This window comes from Sphingomonas aliaeris (assembly GCF_016743815.1).
Lineage (GTDB): Bacteria > Pseudomonadota > Alphaproteobacteria > Sphingomonadales > Sphingomonadaceae > Sphingomonas > Sphingomonas aliaeris.
Genome location: NZ_CP061035.1, coordinates 40137 through 56054 on the forward strand (window position 1 = coordinate 40137; position 15918 = coordinate 56054).

Here is a 15918-nt window from a genome sequence, read left to right on the forward strand (position 1 = left end):
CGATTGCGGACTGGCCGTTTTTGGAACACCTTCGTCTGAATACGACCTTGGTTCATATCGCCGCGATGCCGGTGGCGATCGGGGCACCGCGCGTCGGGTTGGCCGTCCCATATTGCGTCCCGCCTTGTTCCTGCTGCCGCAGCCGAGCCGGGCTGCACTTCCGGAGAGGAACCGGTGGGGTAAGAGCCAAAGCGCGAATGGTCGAACGTCCATGACCGGGTCGAGATCATCCTACCACCCATGACGTCCGCGGTCTCAGCCCGCGCGACGTGCAGCTTCCGAACGGATCGATGATCCGGCCTCGCTGTTCGGCGCGGCGTCGCGCTGACGCCTGCGCCTCCCCCGACGTATAGTCCTGGCTCGCAACCCGGGGTAGCGACCAGCCGTAGTTCGAGACTCCGCCCCCGTTTAGGGCAGTTTCGACAGATCGGGCAGCGTGCTCGCCGGATCCCAGGCCGCGCCGTGGCGGCGCAGCAATGCATCGACCAGTGAACGGTGATCGCTGAACAGGCTGGTCTCGACGATTTCGAGATCGTCGACCGCAACGCGGTCATTCACTGCGAAGCAGATTTCGTCATTGTTATGCCGCGCCCGATAAGCGAGGCCGTCGAGCGGGAATTTGGTGTGCAGCGCCAGCGCCAAAGCCTGTGACGGCCCATAGTCGTCACCCGCGCAAATGTCGCTGGTCACCCCAAGCTGGATCAGCCCGTCGCCATGAACCTGCACCAGGGTCAGCTCGCGCTTGGGCCTCAGCACCGAAAACGCGCGCTGCTCGACGAACGGCCGCGCGACGATGCGATTGGCCTTGCGCAGCACGGTCTCGACGAATGCGCCCTTCAGCGTGTCGGCGACGTAAAGCGTCCCGAACTCGCCGCCCGGCGCATCGAACCGACTGCCGGGCAGTGCGCCTTTTGCCGGCCCGAACCAGACCGGGCCGTTATCCTTGTGGTGGACCCGCACAAGCGGGGTGCCGGGGTCCAGCCGGATGGCCAGACACTCATCCGGCAAATCCGGCGCTGGGGAAGCCATCACCCCGCATCCAAGCAAAGATAGGCACGCGCGGCCGCAACGACCAATTTGGCGTCACCAGCTTTCAGATGATTGAGCGGCACGTCTCCCCCGAGCGCCGGATCGGGCTCGATCAGATATTGCAGCGCCGACCAGCCGCCGGCGCCCGCCTCGGTGAACAGGGACAGCACATCGCGCAGATGCGCGACCACGGAACTTCCGTCCTTGCGCGCAACCAGTTGCGCTTCAGGCACCACGAACGTGTCGCCGATCATTAGCCCCAAAGCGGCGCCGGTCTTGATCTTCTTGTAAAGGGCCTGGCGCGAGATGCCGAGCCGCTCCGAGGCTTCGGTCAGTGTGAGCCGCGCACCCGCCTTGCCGAGCAGCGCCTCCTGAAGTGCATCAAGCCGCGCCGCATCGGTACCCTTGTCGGCAGCTGCGCTTTCGGCGGACAGATCCTCGCTCAGGCTCGCGGTCAGCGCCAGTTGCTCGGCCACCACATCCACATGCCGCACCAACTCATGGCGGGCGCGGTCCGCGTCATGCACGAACAGGATCTTGAGCTGCTGGTCAGCGGGAGTGAGCTCGCACAGACTCCAATAGGCCGCACGGCACAGGGGCTCGGCCTCGGCGGTCGGCGTCCAGTCGTGGATCAGGATCGACCGGACCGTATGCCAGCGCTCGAACGACGCTTCGGCGAGCCGGCTGAAATAGCTCCGATACGCCTTGGCGATCTGTACACCGCGCTTCGCCGCCGGTCGCCAGCTGTGCGCATCGTCCGACCCGTCATAGGCGGCAGCCAGATGATAGCTCGCGAAATCGACCCGCTGCGCAAAGCGCGCTACCGACGCGACGTCGCTGCGGCAGGTGTCGAGCAGATCGAAATCATATGCCTGCGCCCTCTGACCATCGGCGGGCGGCCGCATATGGGTCGCGACCGCTTGGCTGCCTTGCGTGTACCAATGGGCGAAATGCGGTTCGCTAGACGGGGCCGGCAGCCCCATCACCATCCGGTATTCGTCACTACCGGCCCCGATCGCGGGCGGCACCATTATGCCGTGGACGCGCGCATTTTGCTGCTGCAGGCGCTGCAACAGCAATGTGATCAGCACCCGTTCGGACGCATCGTCCAGCCCGCCGACCGGAATGCCCGGCCCGCCCCCGGCAAAGACGCGGGTCGGACTGCCGGTCCCGGCGAGCAAGGCGGCGATGGAGATTTCAGGATCGGCCATGGACGAACTCGGTTGATAACATCTGGTTGATATGGGCGATATTCCGATATTGTCAACCAACCCTTATCAACCGGCCGTCAACCGCGCGGCCGCAGCAAGACTTCAAGCATACCCACCCGAGCCATTTCCCTAGCGATCAGGCTGCTCGCCGAGGATCGTAAGCGTCGGCAGGTCAGCGCCGCCACACCAGCGCTCGAGCGCTGCGGTGATCAATCGCCCGAACGCCAGCCGAGCCACCGCGGACAGTCCACTGGCCGATCGAACATTGGGGCACCCCGCTCGTGAAATCTATATTCCCGATCTACGCCCCGGCTCGGGTATCATTCCCGGGCAGCCGACCGAAGGCATCAAGATCAAGCCGCGGGATTTTTGCTGACGGAAGATTTTCCCTGACCGAGGAATTTCGCTAAATTGCACAACCTGAGGACAGTGTTCAGGCGAGGGGATCATCGCAGTCAGAAGACCGATGGCAGCCGCACTGAAAATGGGACGCGCGATAAAATGCCCGCGCAATGCTTCCCGGGACTACCTATATCAAACGCAGCATTGCTTCCCGATCCATCGGTCGGCGAGCCGGCAACACAAAGGCCAGATCTGAACGAAAGGCGAAAAACTTCGATGCGGACGATCTTGAGCATCCCGACAACGGCTGCGCCGCAGTTCCGCCAACTGTGGAAGGACTTGCGGCTTGCCGAAGGCCTCGACCCGCAAGTCGATCTCAGCGATCCAATCGACGTCGAGAATTTCGACGGTGCGACGATGGTGCAATGGGTCGTCGAAGTGGTGCCGGCGGTTGCACCGATTTTCACCGCGGCGATCGGCTATCTTGTTGCCTCGCGCGGCGAGATCGAAGTCGAACATGATGGCGAGAAGGTCAGGATCAAGAATCTCAAGCCATCGAAGATAAAGGAAGTCCTGGAGATCTTCGACGCCCGGAAGACGAAGCCGCCCGGTGATCCCGAGAGCTAGCTGGCGCGCGATCAAGGATCGCCTCGGGCGCCGTCAGGCCTTTATCGCGACCACAGTAGACCGAGCGGCGATCCGCACGGTCATCCGCAACGCGCATCGCCACTATGCGGTCGCGCGGGCCTGTGATGTGCTGCCGATCAGCACCATGCAATGGTCGAGCGTAATGATGCACCACGACGGGGCGCACATCGCTCTCGTCGACGTCGAACAGGCCAATGCCGTCTCGTTCCTGTTCGCCCGAATGGCGTGGCTCGAGCATCCGATCTTCAGCTATATCGAATTCATGATCCGCGCGGCGGAGACATTCTACGACGATGGCGACGTCACGCTGGCCGCCGCGATCGCGGAACGCGCCAATGATCGCCTTTGGGCCTATTGCTGCCATCACGAGACCGAAGCCCGGATCCTGCGTCCGGTCGCGATCGACGAACTGCTCCCGACGATCCTGAAGTCGCGGCTGATCCTCGCCTTCATCACCGGTCATGAGATCGGCCATCTGGCGCAGGCAAGCGAGGATCCGGGCACGCAGCCTCTCTTCGACTGGGTAGCCGCGCGCCACGATGCGATCAACACCGACCGCAAGGATCCCAAGCTCCCGTTCGAGCGCTTTCTCGAACCCGAGGTCACCCAGAAGTTCGACACCGATGGCGTGCCGACCGGGTTTTCGATCCAGACCACGAAGTTCGCGCGCCAGTTCCTGCACATGCGGCGCCAGCAGATTCAGGAAACCCAGGCCGACGCGCTGGGCGTGATCCTCGCCACCCAGACCGCGATCGACGCCGGTATCTCCGTCGCGGATCTGTTCGGCTTCTTTCCCAAGATCCTCGAGCATACCGACATGCTGATGATGTTGCGGCGGACGGTCGCGCGCCTGCCGCGCGGTGAGAAGAGTTCCGCGATTGCGACGGAACGCTCCTCGCTGTTCGCGCGCCTATGTCTCTATCTCGAGCTTGTCCGCGGACTGCGTGATGGTGCCGTCGATGCGCCGGCAGAGGTCATCGCTTATTGGTCGGGCCTCGCCGAACAGGATCTCGTTACTATGGAGCAGTTGGCAAACGACGGCACTCTCGATGTACTGGCGATGCGCGCCGCCCTGATGTGCCGGGGCGGTATCGAGGTCGGACTCCATGGAAAACTGTCCGATCCCCTGCGCGACGACTACCACGACCTTGGCCCGTTCGGCGGCAACCTATCGATGGCCTATGCCCATCGCCAGCTGCCCGACTGGCTGTTTCGGATCGAGACCAGTTTCGAATGGGAGCCGGACGACGCCGCTGCCGACGCCGTGGTCTATGGCTTTGCCGGCGCGATCCGCGACATCACCGAGATCAGCGCCTCGGAGACGCGGTCGCGCTGGAGCGTGGGCCGCCGTGACATCATGCTTGAGGGATCGGACGCGGTCTTTGTCGAGTTGCTGCGTAGTGCCAGGCGTCAGACCTTCGGCCGGCAACTCGACACCTGGTGGCGCGGGTTCGAGACGATCCTGCGGCATCGCCACGAAGCGGCCCGTCCGGCCTGATCAGGGTTTGCGCACCTTGATGCGGTCGCCGAGGACCTTGATGGTCTGGTAGAGTTCCGGCTTCGGTTTCAGCCGGATCATTTCGCGCGCGGGGCCGAGCACGCAGAAGAACACGAAAGCTTCGCCGAACGACATGTGCAGGCCGAGATATCCATGCGCCGCATTATGGCCGGTCTGATAGCGAAACTGGTTACCGAGATCGACATTGGGGCGCTGCGCGACCTGCAGATCGTCGAACCACTGGCTGGCATTGAACCGCACCTGATCGGCCGCTGGGGTCCCGGCCTGCGCCCAGACGACGATCCGCCGCAGGCTCGACGAGGCGGGTTTGCCGGTCACCCGATAATACATGGCGTAGAGCATCTTCGTGCCAAACAGCTCGAAATGCCGCTTGGCGATCTCGGGGATGCTGACGGTCCGCTCCTCGGCATTGGGCGCAATATAGCGGGTATAATGTTCGGGCGCGCAGGTCCGGTCCTGGTAGGGCAAGGCCTCGGGCGCATTGTTGACGATCCCTCGAATGAGCTTGTCGTATTCCGCTTCGTCGAGCTGCTCGTAGCTCTGATCGATGCTGCGGATGTAGAAGGCGGTGACCTGCTCGCTCAGCGCCACCGCACGATTGCATTCCGCGCAGGCCGGAAATTCAAAATCGTCAGGACCATGCTTGCCGCGAAACACGATCCGCGCCGGGGCATGATCGCGTTCGAAGGCAGGACGCCGGCCGCCGCAAAAGCAGCACAGGGGATGCGCGCGCAGGAATTCAGCCTTGCTCGGCTTGACGGTGCGCCCCATCCGTCTCGCCTTACTGATGTTCGACCGAGATCAGGCGAAGCAGCGACGCGTCCTCCTGCGGCGCGTCGAGATCGATGCATTGTTCGTTCTCGCAGAAGAGCACGAACGCCTTGGCCCCGGCCTGTTTGGCGCTGCGATAGATGATGCCGTCGAGACTTTTCCCGTCCGCCGCGCGGAACAGCCGCCGGAAATACTCGGTGACGATCTGGGTCGGGACATATTCGATGTGCTCGCGGCCATCGCGCGCGATCGGCTGCGAGATGTCGGTCGCAAAGGCGTGAAGGAACCGCAGCGGATGGATCAGCGCCTGGCGATCGAGGTCGAACACGCTCGGCACGACCGGAAGCTCCGCAAGATCGAGCAGGACCAAGTCGCGAACCGGCCGGAACGTCCCGACCGACAGCACCTTTCCGGCATGCGCGTCGGGATCGATAGTTTCGGCATGTGCCGTCGCGGCATCGAACGCGCCGTAGAACATCGGGATACCGGCGGGGCTCATGCGGTTTGACTGACGCGCATGTTCGGGCTTGGGCGTGCCGATCGCGGTCGCGGCGTGCTGGCGCGCGTCATCGACACGGATGCGGATCAGGTCGGTCTCGCCGGGGATCGGCTTGATCAGCCCTTCATCGGCGAGCTTCGTGAGGATCATGTCCGCGACCGAACCAAGCACATCACCCGGCGTAAGCTCGTCATAGTCGTCTTCGCCCGATTGCAAAAAGAAGTACCGGGTGTGGTTCTTGGTGAAGGCCTTGAAGCTGTCCCAGCCCCCGGTGAGACGCTGGCTGTCGGTCCCCCGGTAGAATTCGCGTTCGACCCACGCTTCGCACTCGATCATGTCAGCGAGCGCTTCGAGCATGTCATCATTCTCGGAGAAGCCGGCATCATAGAGCACGTCGGAGGTGGTCGACAGCGGCGCCTGCCACCCCCTTCGCGCGCGATATACATGATCCCCTCGTTGGTCGGCTCATTCCAATCGAACCCAAGCCCGCCGAGCACGACGGCCGTGAAATCCTCGAACGGTGCCGCGATCGGCTGATCGGAGACGGCGGCGCAAAAGCTGCAAGCATTGGCCCCGGCATGGTCGCCGATCCACTGGGCCAGGAACCCGTCGGTGACGCATGACGCACAGACATGGTCGTCGGACTCGCCATAGCCGCGCTCCTCCATCTCCATCATCCATGCCTTGACGATGCCCATGCCGCCTCCCGAGAAACCACTGACCGGAGATAGGATCGACCACTCGGTAAGTCATCCACCGCTGCGCGAAACGTCTCTCTCCAGCGCCCCAGCACCGTCGCCGCAATCGATATTCCAGCCGCACAAGATTTGGCCCATGGTACGAACGGGCCAAGAAACCCACTCGGCGGCAACAATCAGATGGGCACAACGTTATGACGGAAGAAGATCGGCACATCATGCTGGCGGTCGAGCGCTTTGCGGCCACCGTTACCGTGCCGATCCTGTTCGAAACTGGCCCCGAACTCGTTGATCAGATCGGCACCGGCACACTGTTCGACCTTGACGGTCGCCTGCTGCTCGTGACCGCGCGTCACCTTTTCGACGACCACAAGCCCGAAGATCTTGTCATCCCAAGCAGCAACACGACCCAGCTTTATGGCATCGGTCCGTACGAGCTATACCGCGCCGACACGGCGGCGATCGACATTGCCATCGTCGAGCTGAAGCATCCGCCCGCCATCGCGCGTGCGCGGGCGAGCTGGTCGGTGCTGCCGTCCGACCATGTCGCGACTGCGTCGCCGACCGGGCACTTCGTCATGGCCGGCTATCCGTCGGTGAAAAGCAAGCGCGTCGGCGGCCTGCTGGGCAGCACACTTCTGTCACTCCACACCAATCGCCTCGACGCGGTGCCACCCCAGGTAGACAGGCCGGTCCACCCCGATCTCGACCTCTTCTTCCACTACGAGACGAGCGGCGAGACCATCGACGGGGTCACGCGCGACGTGCCGACCTTGCCCGGCTGCAGCGGTGCGGCGATCTGGGAATATCGCGAACCGGACGGCATGCGCTTCTGGACCGCAGCGCAATGCCTCACGCTGGTCGGCGTCCAGTCGACCTACCGGCCGAGCGCCGGATACTTCAGAGCAAAGAGCTGGTCCTATGTACGCTCGATGCTCGTCCGCCTCACGCCCGAGATCGGCGGCAGCGATGCTGCGGACAGCTAGGTGGGCAAACGGTTCAAGTCGGCAACGTGCGCCTATGGCGGCGATCCGGGCGCGACCGCCGATCATGTTATTGCCCGCAGCTTCCTGCCCGAGACGCACCGGGGCGCGATCCCGCAGGTCGCGGCGTGCGCGCCCTGCAACAACGCCAAGTCAGCGCTCGAATATTATCTCGCGACCGTGCTGCCATTTGGCGGCAATCATCTGCTGTCGAAACCGATGCTCGAACATGCGGTCCCTCGGCGCCTGGACAAGAACAAGAAACGGCACCGCGCCCTCGCCGCGGGACAGAAGAGCGTCGCCTGGATCGACGGCGAGACCACCCAGGCATTGTTCGGCATCCCCTGGGATCATGACCAGTTGCTCGCCTACGCCTTTCGAAAGCGAGATCTCATGTCCGCTCTAAGGTGCCCATCGAAGTGGTTCGAATGGCCGATTATGGGGCGCTAAGCTGCCGAACAGCTGAGCCTGAACGAAGGGCCGCTTACGCGGGTTTGCCGCTCCAAAGCGGCCATTCCGTTTTCCACCACAAGGGGCCTATGAGGTGAGCGAAGGGAGTGCGGCGCAACCGGGCTTCAAGGCCAAGCTGCTATGATGGTTTGTGAGGGCCGTTGGTCCCATCAACAATCGGGGACCACTGGCATCGATTTGTGACGGGCATCATAGGCTCGACAACGACAGGTGTTGCCATGCTGCGCGCGATTGAAGAAGCGATCTGCCCTGCGGCCTCGCGCAGGGTGCCGCGATCAAGGTGCGCATAACGCTTCGTCGTCTGCTCGCTCTTGTGGCCGAGGATCTTGCCGATCGTGAGAAGAGACATGCCATTGGTCGCCGCAACCGAGGCAAAGGTGTGGCGCAGATCATGGATGCGTGCATCGCTTAACCCCGCTCGCTGGCGCACGCGCTGCCAAAAGGGCTGCAAATCCGTCAGCCGGCCTCCCTCCAGCTTGCCGGTGAGGACCCACGGGTTGTTATCGAGACGTGGTACGTTCTGAAGGACGTCTAGCACCTCGGGAGCAACCGGCACATCCTTCGCCCCGGTCTTCGAATCTGGCAGCCGAAGCAGCCCGAGCCTAAAGTCCACGTACTGCCACTTCAGCTTCATAATCTCGTTCAGTCGGCAGCCAGTCAACATCAGCAGGCGGACGGCCGTGATCGCAGCGGGCATCTCGATGCGCTCGCACTCCATCTCCACCAACACCTCACCAACGCGGGCCAGCTCAGCCTCGCTTAAAAAGCGCTCACGCTTCGTCTCTGGGTACTTCTTGACGCCCTTACGAGGGTTCGTGCCCTCTGGGCGGTAGCCCCATTCCTCTGCTAGGCTGAACATTTTCGAGATTACCTCGATGGTTCGGTTCGCTTGCGTCGGCTTGTGGGCGAGATCACGATGGAGGCAGGAAATGTCCTGGCGTGTGACCTCTCCGACCTTCTTGGTACCGATCACTGGAAGAACGTAGAGCTTCAGCGCGCGACGGTACTCAGCGGCAGAGGAGGCCTTCAACTGCAGGGCCACGTGCGAGTTTTCAAATATCGCTGCGAGCTCTTGAACCGATATTGCTTTTCGCTTTGCTTCTCGCTCGGCGGCCGGATCGCCACCCATCTGCACCTTCGCCGCCGCGATCCGTGCTTGGTCGCGGGCGATCGTAACCGTCAACACGCCTACCTCACCCAGCGACAGATAGCGCCAGAGCCTAGCTTGGTTTCGGTAGCGGTAGACCCATTTACGCCGCCCGGACGCTAGAAATCTCATGCCGAAGTTCTTTACTTCGTCATCCCAGAGGTACTCTTTGTGATAGGTGAGGGTGGTGTCTACGATTGCCTTCGTCAACTTGGTCAAGTTCGCCTCCGATACCGGCCGAAGGTGGAATCCGTTTTCAGGACGCACACCGGTAGCAGGGTGCGTAGTAACGGTGCGTAGGCCGGTGTAGTCTAGGAGCGGTTATCGCCGCTCATAGTCAAGCTAAGGACCTGTAATAGCGAAGACAAAGGAGGCGTCGCGTAATAGAGCGTAGTAAACTCTACATCACTCATAACCTGAAGGTCACAGGTTCAAATCCTGTCCCCGCAACCAGCACCATAGAACTACTATCGCCGCCCCTCGGGGTGGCGTTGTCGTTTGTGGCCCAGGTGAGCAGATCATCGACCTTTGCCACCACCTCTGCCTCGGGACCATGCTCGCCATCCGGGTAGATCGTCACACTCTCGATGGGCGTCGACAGTATCTCGGCCGCTTCGCCGCGGACCGTCTCAGCGTCCAATGTTTCGCGCAACCGACCGACCTTCTCCTCGAAGAGTTGCAGCAGCGCCGGGTGCGGCAGGATCGTCGCTGATGGCACGACCGTCGTGGGTGCCTTCAGCTGCAGCTGTCCCTCGAGCCGGGCTTTCTCGGACTCGCGCTCTGCCAAGAGCTTCAGCAGGGTAGGACTCGCCACGGCTGCCAGCATGTTGGCTGCCAAATTGTCGATTTCACGGGCGACTATGGCCAAGCGTTCGATGGCACTCTGGTCTTGCAGCACCGTGGTGCTCGCAAGCCGCCCCATTTCGCGGGTGAACTCGTCTGCAAACAGCCGGGCGTGGTCCTCGATCAGCAGATGATGCTGGAGGATGCCGAGGGTCGCCGTTTCCAATTGGGCTTTGCGCACCGACACCGTGTTGGTGCAAGTGCCACGCTCCTTCTGGCCGGCACAGCGGTAATAGTCCTTCCCCGAGATCGTGTAGGCCGAACCACAGCAGCTGCAGCGGATCAGCCCGGACAGCAGGTGGGGCGTCGTCTAAAAGATAAGCGCGATAATGCTCCGCCGCCGCTTGTCGAGCCAGCAGCCGAACAAGTCGAACCAGCGCATAGCCGTCCATCTCGTCGGCAGGGGCCGGAGAACTGGAAGCCGTATATGTTGATCGACGCGCCATGCCCGGCACCGTGGCGGGCTTTTCGTATCGGCGGATGGGTAAGGCGAATTATTTTATGCATGGTCACGCGAACCACAAGGCGTGGTCGTGCACCAGGACCGCGATAGCGTCGTCAGGACGAGAAAGCCGGAACCGCTTTCTGGCTGCATCAACCATTACCTGCCGGCGTTCGTGTCTTCAAACCCACGTGATCTTTCTTTGTGGTGGCGATCCATTTCAAGATGTCTACGTAGGAACATCGATGTTCTGACCAACGCCCGCGTCGATACCGAAGTGTCTGCCCTGAGATCGGAGGAGTTCCGATCTTCGGCGGTGCGAAAATCCAGCTCGAAACGTTCCATGACGGTTTTATCCGCAAGGCTGGCATTGATGCAAAGATCAATGCGGGCCTTAGAGCGGTTTCTCACCTGGCTGAATCAAACGAGATTCCCGTCGCCGCAATTTTCTGATTCAGGTTTCATGCCGGTGGAGGAGGCTGGCATGGATGGCGCGAGCATTATCGGCAGATCTTCGTGATAGGGTTGTGGCCGCGATCGCGGGTGGTCTGTCGCGTCGACAAGCGGCGGTACGGTTCGGTGTCAGCGCCGCGAGCGCCGTCCGGTGGCAGCAGCTTGCAAACCAGCATGGGACGCCGGCGCCACGGCAGCGGGGTGGCGATCGACGTTCGATGAGGATCGAGGCGCATGCCGGGTTGATCCTGGAGGCTTACAAGGCGACGCCCGACATCACCCTGGTCGAGTTGCAGGCGCTTCTGGCCGATCACGGCACCGAGGTCGCACTCGGCACGATATGGCGGTTCTTCGCGCGGCGCGGGATCACGCGCAAAAAAAAGACAGCGCACGCGACCGAGCAGGATCGCCCCGACATCCTGAAGCGGCGCGAGGAATGGTTCGACGGCCAGCTCGATCTCGATCCCGGGCAGCTCATCTTCATCGATGAGAGACGAGCGTTGAATCCATGATCCGGGGGATCATGGATAGTGAGGCGGCATCGACGAACATGGCGCGTCGCTATGGCAGGGCGCCACGCGGCGAACGATTGCGGGCCGGCGTGCCGCACGGGCACTGGAAAACTACCACCTTCGTTGCCGGCCTGAGCCGTACTGGCATGATCGCGCCCTGGGTCCTCGACGGGCCGATGAACGGCGATGCCTTCACCACCTACGTGACCCGCGTGCTGGTGCCCGAACTCTCACCCGGCAACGTCGTCATCATGGACAACCTGTCCAGCCATAAGGCGCCGGCCGTGCGCGCCGCCATCGAAGCCGCAGGTGCCCGGCTCCTGTTCCTTCCGCCCTACAGCCCCGATTTCAACCCTATCGAGATGGCCTTCTCAAAACTGAAGGCACACCTGCGAAAGGCGGCCGAGCGGACCATTCACGGCCTTTGGAATACCATCGGCCGTATCGTCGACCTCTACTCGCCCCAGGAATGCTCGAACTACTTCGCAGCCGCTGGTTACGATGCAGGCTGATCAGAAAACGCTCTAGTCTGCAAACGTCTGGGTTTGGGTCAGAGACGTAGTCACCAGAAGCGTGGTCAGCGAGTGAACATCACTATGGGTATCCCAGGGTACATGCTCGCCCCGATGTCGGTAGATCGTGCGCACTTGCACGGAGCGTTATCCAGTGTGCGTGCCGTCGGTGGGACCCCGCTCGCGGCTGGCCTTACTGCTGCACGCAACACGCTTGGCGCATCATCTGTTACAGGTGAGCAGGTGATTAACGTGGTTTCCGACGGTATGGAGACGTGCGGAGGTGATCGGGTATCCGGACCTCCATCGTAGCACGGAACAAGGAAGACCTATTGGGACCTTGCCGACATTTTTGGCGGGGAATGCGTCCACTTTCATCAACGATGTAGCTTCAGCTGAGATGATGCTCCGTCATCTGAACCTCGGAATATCATTGAAGGACTAATATTTCAAGAGTTGGCCGAGATCTAGTGAATGTAACGTCGTAAAGCCCGGATTAACGATTGCTAAGGGGTCGCGCTCATCAATTGCTACGGATACGATGCGACTCGCTTTTGGGCGTCTTACCGCGAAGCGTTTAGCCATAGATCGTCATCCTGATCGTCGAGCATGACCGGCATGGCTTTCGGGTGGATCGGTGCGACCATTGCTTTTAGAATGACGGTTCCACGTGCGCAAAAGCGGGGGCGGCCGTGCGCGACGTATCCCCTCGACGCTCGGGCGCAGACACAGCGGAAAAAGACGATTGGGCAAGCGAGCCGTGGATTTCGACCTCACCTATACGGGTAGGTATTCTGGCTGCGCGCTTCGACGCGACAGGATCGTGAGGGGAAGGGGGCGCTGGTGCCCCCTTCCAATGCTTATTCGCCGCCGGTGCCGGGGATCGGCTTTTCACCGACGATCGACAAGCCATAACCCTCAAGCCCGACGAGCGTGTGATGCGTGTTGGTGAGCAGGACCATTTCCTCGACGCCGAGTTCGGCCAGGATCTGGGCGCCAACGCCATAATCCCGCAATTCCTCGATCTCGGGCGCGCCGGCGGTCTTGCCCTCGCTGCGCAGTCGGATGAAGCGGGATGTGCTGTCCTTCATTGCGCGATTGATGACGACGATCACGCCGGTGCCGGCTTCCGCGATCAATTCCATCGAGCGCGAGAGCAGGCCGGCGCGTTCATTCTGTTCGCCGAACATATCGACGAAAAACGAGGCGGTGTGCATGCGGACGAGGGTCGGCTTGGTGGGGTCTATCCGGCCTTTAACGAGGGCGATCGTCTCGTCTCCGCTCGCCTTGTTGAAGAAGGTCATGGCGCGCCAATCGCCACCCCATTTGCTGTCGAACACCATCTCCGCGCGCTTTTCGACGAGATGATCGTGGCGGCGGCGATACGCTATTAGGTCGCGGATCGTACCGATCTTGATGTTGTGCAGCCGGGCGAAGGCGACGAGATCGTCGAGCCGCGCCATCGTGCCGTCGTCGCGCATGATCTCACAGATCACACCGGACGGATTGAGACCGGCGAGCCGCGCGACATCGACCGCAGCCTCGGTATGACCGGCGCGGACGAGCACGCCGCCGTCCCGCGCGACAAGCGGAAAGACATGACCCGGTGTAACGATGTCGTCACGCGTCATCGACGCATCGATCGCGACCGAGATGGTGCGCGCACGATCCGCCGCGGAGATGCCGGTATCCACACCGGTACGCGCCTCGATCGAGGTCGTGAATGCAGTCTGGTGCCGCGTGCCGTTCGCGGAACTCATCGGTTCGAGCCCGAGCGTGTCGATCCTGTCCTTGGTCATGGCGAGGCAGATCAGCCCCCGGCCATGCGTCGCCATGAAATTGATCGCATCGGGGGTCGCCATCTGTGCCGGGATCAGCAGATCCCCCTCGTTCTCGCGACCTTCGTCATCGACCAGAATGACCATGCGACCATTCCGGGCTTCGTCGATGATCTCCTCGATCGGGACCAAGGACGGCGTATCGTCGTTCGAGAAGATGAACGTTTCGAGCTTGCGCAGCGTATCGGCGGTGGGGTTCCAGTCCGGCTGTTCCAGATCGCGCAGGGTGTTGGCGTGAAGCCCCGCCGCGCGTGCCAATCCCGAGCGCGACATGCCACCTTCGGTGACCAATGCGCGCAGCTTTGTGATCAATTGTGTGCTCATTCCCTTCAATAGTCACACTGCGATGTGATTTTCAAGAGTGAGAATCACATCACTGTCCTGCGCTCTGTATGAACCAGTGCCGCTCACACTTTGACCAGACGTACTGCGGTCCACTTTTTGCCGGGAAGTTTGATCGTCGGACGGTCAGGATCGTGAAACTCATAGGCATCGCGCTTCGCCATGCGGAAGGTGCCCTCGACCGGCGTTACCGTCATGTTCCAGGTGTCGATGATGTCGGCGCGGTATGTGTTGCGGGGATCCTTGTCCCGCCCGGGCAAGTTCACGGCCCATTCCGTCGGTTGGTCCGCGCCGAAGTAGCGCAGATAATATTCGAATTCCTTTCCGCCCAGATGATAGCCCCACCAAGTCTGGATCGGTTCGATACCGGGCGTAGGGCCCGCTTCCATGATCTTGCGCAGGAAAGCGAGGCGCGGGGCGCTGGTGCCGACCAGTTTTCCGCCTTGGCCAAGCCAGGAAAAATCAGCGTTGCGATCGGGGTTGAACGTCTCGCTATGGCCGACATAGGTGCCGCCGATCAGGCCGTGCCAGAAGCGATCAACCAGCCCCTGGCTGTCGAGCCGGCCCCAGCGCTTGTCCGAATTGCCCTCGTACAGCACCTCGTCGAAGATGACTGGCTTGAGCGCAAAGCTACGGTGTAGCTGCGCGGGAACGTCGTCCGTCACCGCGCTGCCATTCTGCACGCTGGCATGCGTGATCCACGGTTTGCGGTGATCGTAATAGACAATGATCTGATGAATCGAGCGCAGCCGATCATGCGGGTCCGCGGCTTGCAGCACGCCGAACAAATGATCCCAGTCGGCCACCGTCTTGGTTTTGATGGCATCATATTCGTTGCCCATCGACCACCAGACGTTGCGGAACGCGCCGAAGCGTGCCGCGACATACCGTAGATAGCGCTCGTCATCCGCACGGCTCATGTCCGAATAGCCGCGCTTTTCGTCATAGGGGTGGTAGAGGATAATATCGGCCTCGATCCCCAATGCGCCGAGGCGCACGATACGATCCTCGAAACGCCGAAAAAAGGCGGGGTCGATGCGTTTGGGATCCCAGTCGTGCAGCCCCGGTCCGGTCTTGACGAAGGGGTTGGTCGCGACCGACGGAACGTTGGGGAAGACGCACATGCGCATCTTGTTGAACGGCGCGGTGCGCAGCGTCGCCAGCGTCTGTGCGCACATCGCATCGGACTGGAGCGCCCAGGAATAGCAGGTCGTCCCGATCTGGCGGAACGGCGTGCCGTCGGCATAAGCGAAGTGATAGCCATCCGCCGTGACGCGAACCGGGCCGTGATTGCCGGAGCTTGGTGCGACGCACTGGAACGCGCCTGACCGTCCGTTCAAGGCGGCGCTGCTACTGCTGGTCTTCCACGTCCACTGGCCGACATCGGGCGGGCTGAAGCGGATGCGGTACGTGCCATCGCCATCGTAAAAGCCCGGCACGACCAACCGGTTTCCGTCCCGCTCGAATGCCGCAGAGACCGTGACGTCGTCGATCGGATTGCCGGTAGACGGCCCGCTCAGGACGATCTCATGCACACCCCAACGCTCCGTACGGTCCCGACCGGCGGCAAGCGCGGGCGTTGCTGCCGCACCGCCCAGAACGATCGCACCTTTCAACATGTTGCGTCGTGAAACGACCACGGCATCATCTCCCTTAAT

General features: G+C 61.9%; 14 protein-coding genes. 5 read left to right on the forward strand and 9 right to left on the reverse strand.

Features of this window, described 5'->3' with window-relative positions:
* Positions 1-408: 408 nt before the first annotated feature.
* Positions 409-1029, reverse strand: a complete 621-nt coding sequence (locus H5J25_RS00210) for an RES family NAD+ phosphorylase (RefSeq protein WP_202093701.1) — start codon at positions 1027-1029, stop codon at positions 409-411.
* Complete coding sequence (locus H5J25_RS00215) at positions 1029-2240, reverse strand: helix-turn-helix domain-containing protein (protein WP_202093702.1); 1212 nt, start codon at positions 2238-2240, stop codon at positions 1029-1031. Before H5J25_RS00215 ends, H5J25_RS00210 begins: the two co-directional genes overlap by 1 nt.
* Before the next feature lie 411 nt (positions 2241-2651).
* On the opposite strand from H5J25_RS00215, the gene H5J25_RS20400 reads away from it, so the two are divergent.
* Together H5J25_RS20400 and H5J25_RS00225 are read left to right on the forward strand one after the other, a co-directional pair.
* The gene (locus tag H5J25_RS20400) at positions 2652-3209 is read left to right on the forward strand and encodes a hypothetical protein (protein WP_225883241.1); all 558 of its coding nucleotides are present in this window, start codon (positions 2652-2654) and stop codon (positions 3207-3209) included.
* Complete coding sequence (locus H5J25_RS00225) at positions 3193-4728, forward strand: hypothetical protein (RefSeq protein ID WP_202093706.1); 1536 nt, start codon at positions 3193-3195, stop codon at positions 4726-4728. Before H5J25_RS20400 ends, H5J25_RS00225 begins: the two co-directional genes overlap by 17 nt.
* Here the strand turns inward: H5J25_RS00225 and H5J25_RS00230 are convergent, their stop codons facing one another.
* The 3 genes from H5J25_RS00230 to H5J25_RS00240 are packed head-to-tail and all read right to left on the reverse strand — an operon-like array spanning position 4729 to position 6717.
* A complete protein-coding gene (locus H5J25_RS00230) occupies positions 4729-5520 on the reverse strand; it encodes an HNH endonuclease (RefSeq protein WP_202093707.1) in 792 nt (263 codons plus the stop codon).
* A gap of 10 nt (positions 5521-5530) precedes the next feature.
* Entirely contained in the window at positions 5531-6412 is an 882-nt protein-coding gene (locus H5J25_RS00235) for an RES domain-containing protein (RefSeq protein ID WP_202093708.1), read from the reverse strand.
* Positions 6352-6717 (reverse strand): HEPN-associated N-terminal domain-containing protein, encoded by a 366-nt coding sequence (locus H5J25_RS00240; RefSeq protein ID WP_202093709.1) that lies wholly within the window; start codon positions 6715-6717, stop codon positions 6352-6354. The genes H5J25_RS00235 and H5J25_RS00240 overlap by 61 nt, the downstream gene beginning before the upstream one ends.
* Positions 6718-6911: 194 nt before the next feature.
* On the opposite strand from H5J25_RS00240, the gene H5J25_RS00245 reads away from it, so the two are divergent.
* Together H5J25_RS00245 and H5J25_RS00250 are read left to right on the forward strand one after the other, a co-directional pair.
* Entirely contained in the window at positions 6912-7703 is a 792-nt protein-coding gene (locus H5J25_RS00245; protein WP_202093710.1) for a trypsin-like peptidase domain-containing protein, read from the forward strand.
* The gene (locus tag H5J25_RS00250; RefSeq protein ID WP_202093711.1) at positions 7704-8150 is read left to right on the forward strand and encodes a hypothetical protein; all 447 of its coding nucleotides are present in this window, start codon (positions 7704-7706) and stop codon (positions 8148-8150) included.
* Between the two features lie 139 nt (positions 8151-8289).
* On the opposite strand, the gene H5J25_RS00255 is transcribed toward H5J25_RS00250, so the two are convergent.
* Both H5J25_RS00255 and H5J25_RS00260 read right to left on the reverse strand, forming a co-directional pair.
* Positions 8290-9537 (reverse strand): tyrosine-type recombinase/integrase, encoded by a 1248-nt coding sequence (locus H5J25_RS00255; protein ID WP_202093712.1) that lies wholly within the window; start codon positions 9535-9537, stop codon positions 8290-8292.
* A gap of 190 nt (positions 9538-9727) precedes the next feature.
* Positions 9728-10459 (reverse strand): zinc ribbon domain-containing protein, encoded by a 732-nt coding sequence (locus H5J25_RS00260; protein ID WP_202095833.1) that lies wholly within the window; start codon positions 10457-10459, stop codon positions 9728-9730.
* Positions 10460-11091: 632 nt separating this feature from the next.
* Between H5J25_RS00260 and H5J25_RS00270 the strand changes: the two genes are divergently transcribed.
* A protein-coding gene (locus H5J25_RS00270) for an IS630 family transposase (RefSeq protein WP_404829556.1) occupies positions 11092-12080 on the forward strand; the annotation gives its coding sequence in 2 pieces (ribosomal slippage) (positions 11092-11544 and positions 11547-12080; 987 coding nt in all).
* Positions 12081-12940: 860 nt separating this feature from the next.
* On the opposite strand, the gene ribB is transcribed toward H5J25_RS00270, so the two are convergent.
* Together ribB and H5J25_RS00280 are read right to left on the reverse strand one after the other, a co-directional pair.
* Positions 12941-14242 (reverse strand): 3,4-dihydroxy-2-butanone-4-phosphate synthase, encoded by a 1302-nt coding sequence (gene ribB / locus H5J25_RS00275; RefSeq protein ID WP_202093713.1) that lies wholly within the window; start codon positions 14240-14242, stop codon positions 12941-12943.
* Between the two features lie 83 nt (positions 14243-14325).
* Positions 14326-15900: a DUF5060 domain-containing protein gene (locus tag H5J25_RS00280; protein WP_225883242.1), complete on the reverse strand. Its 1575-nt coding sequence runs from the start codon at positions 15898-15900 to the stop codon at positions 14326-14328.
* Positions 15901-15918 lie beyond the last annotated feature (18 nt).

Excerpts from the sequence above, each read along its gene's own strand:
- H5J25_RS00215 (WP_202093702.1), bottom strand. The coding sequence starts at position 2,240 with ATGGCCGATCCTGAAATCTCCATCGCCGCCTTGCTCGCCGGGACCGGC.
- H5J25_RS00240 (WP_202093709.1), bottom strand. The coding sequence starts at position 6,717 with ATGGGCATCGTCAAGGCATGGATGATGGAGATGGAGGAGCGCGGCTAT.
- H5J25_RS00230 (WP_202093707.1), bottom strand. The coding sequence starts at position 5,520 with ATGGGGCGCACCGTCAAGCCGAGCAAGGCTGAATTCCTGCGCGCGCAT.
- H5J25_RS00245 (WP_202093710.1), top strand. The coding sequence starts at position 6,912 with ATGACGGAAGAAGATCGGCACATCATGCTGGCGGTCGAGCGCTTTGCG.
- H5J25_RS00210 (WP_202093701.1), bottom strand. The coding sequence starts at position 1,029 with ATGGCTTCCCCAGCGCCGGATTTGCCGGATGAGTGTCTGGCCATCCGG.
- ribB (WP_202093713.1), bottom strand. The coding sequence starts at position 14,242 with ATGAGCACACAATTGATCACAAAGCTGCGCGCATTGGTCACCGAAGGT.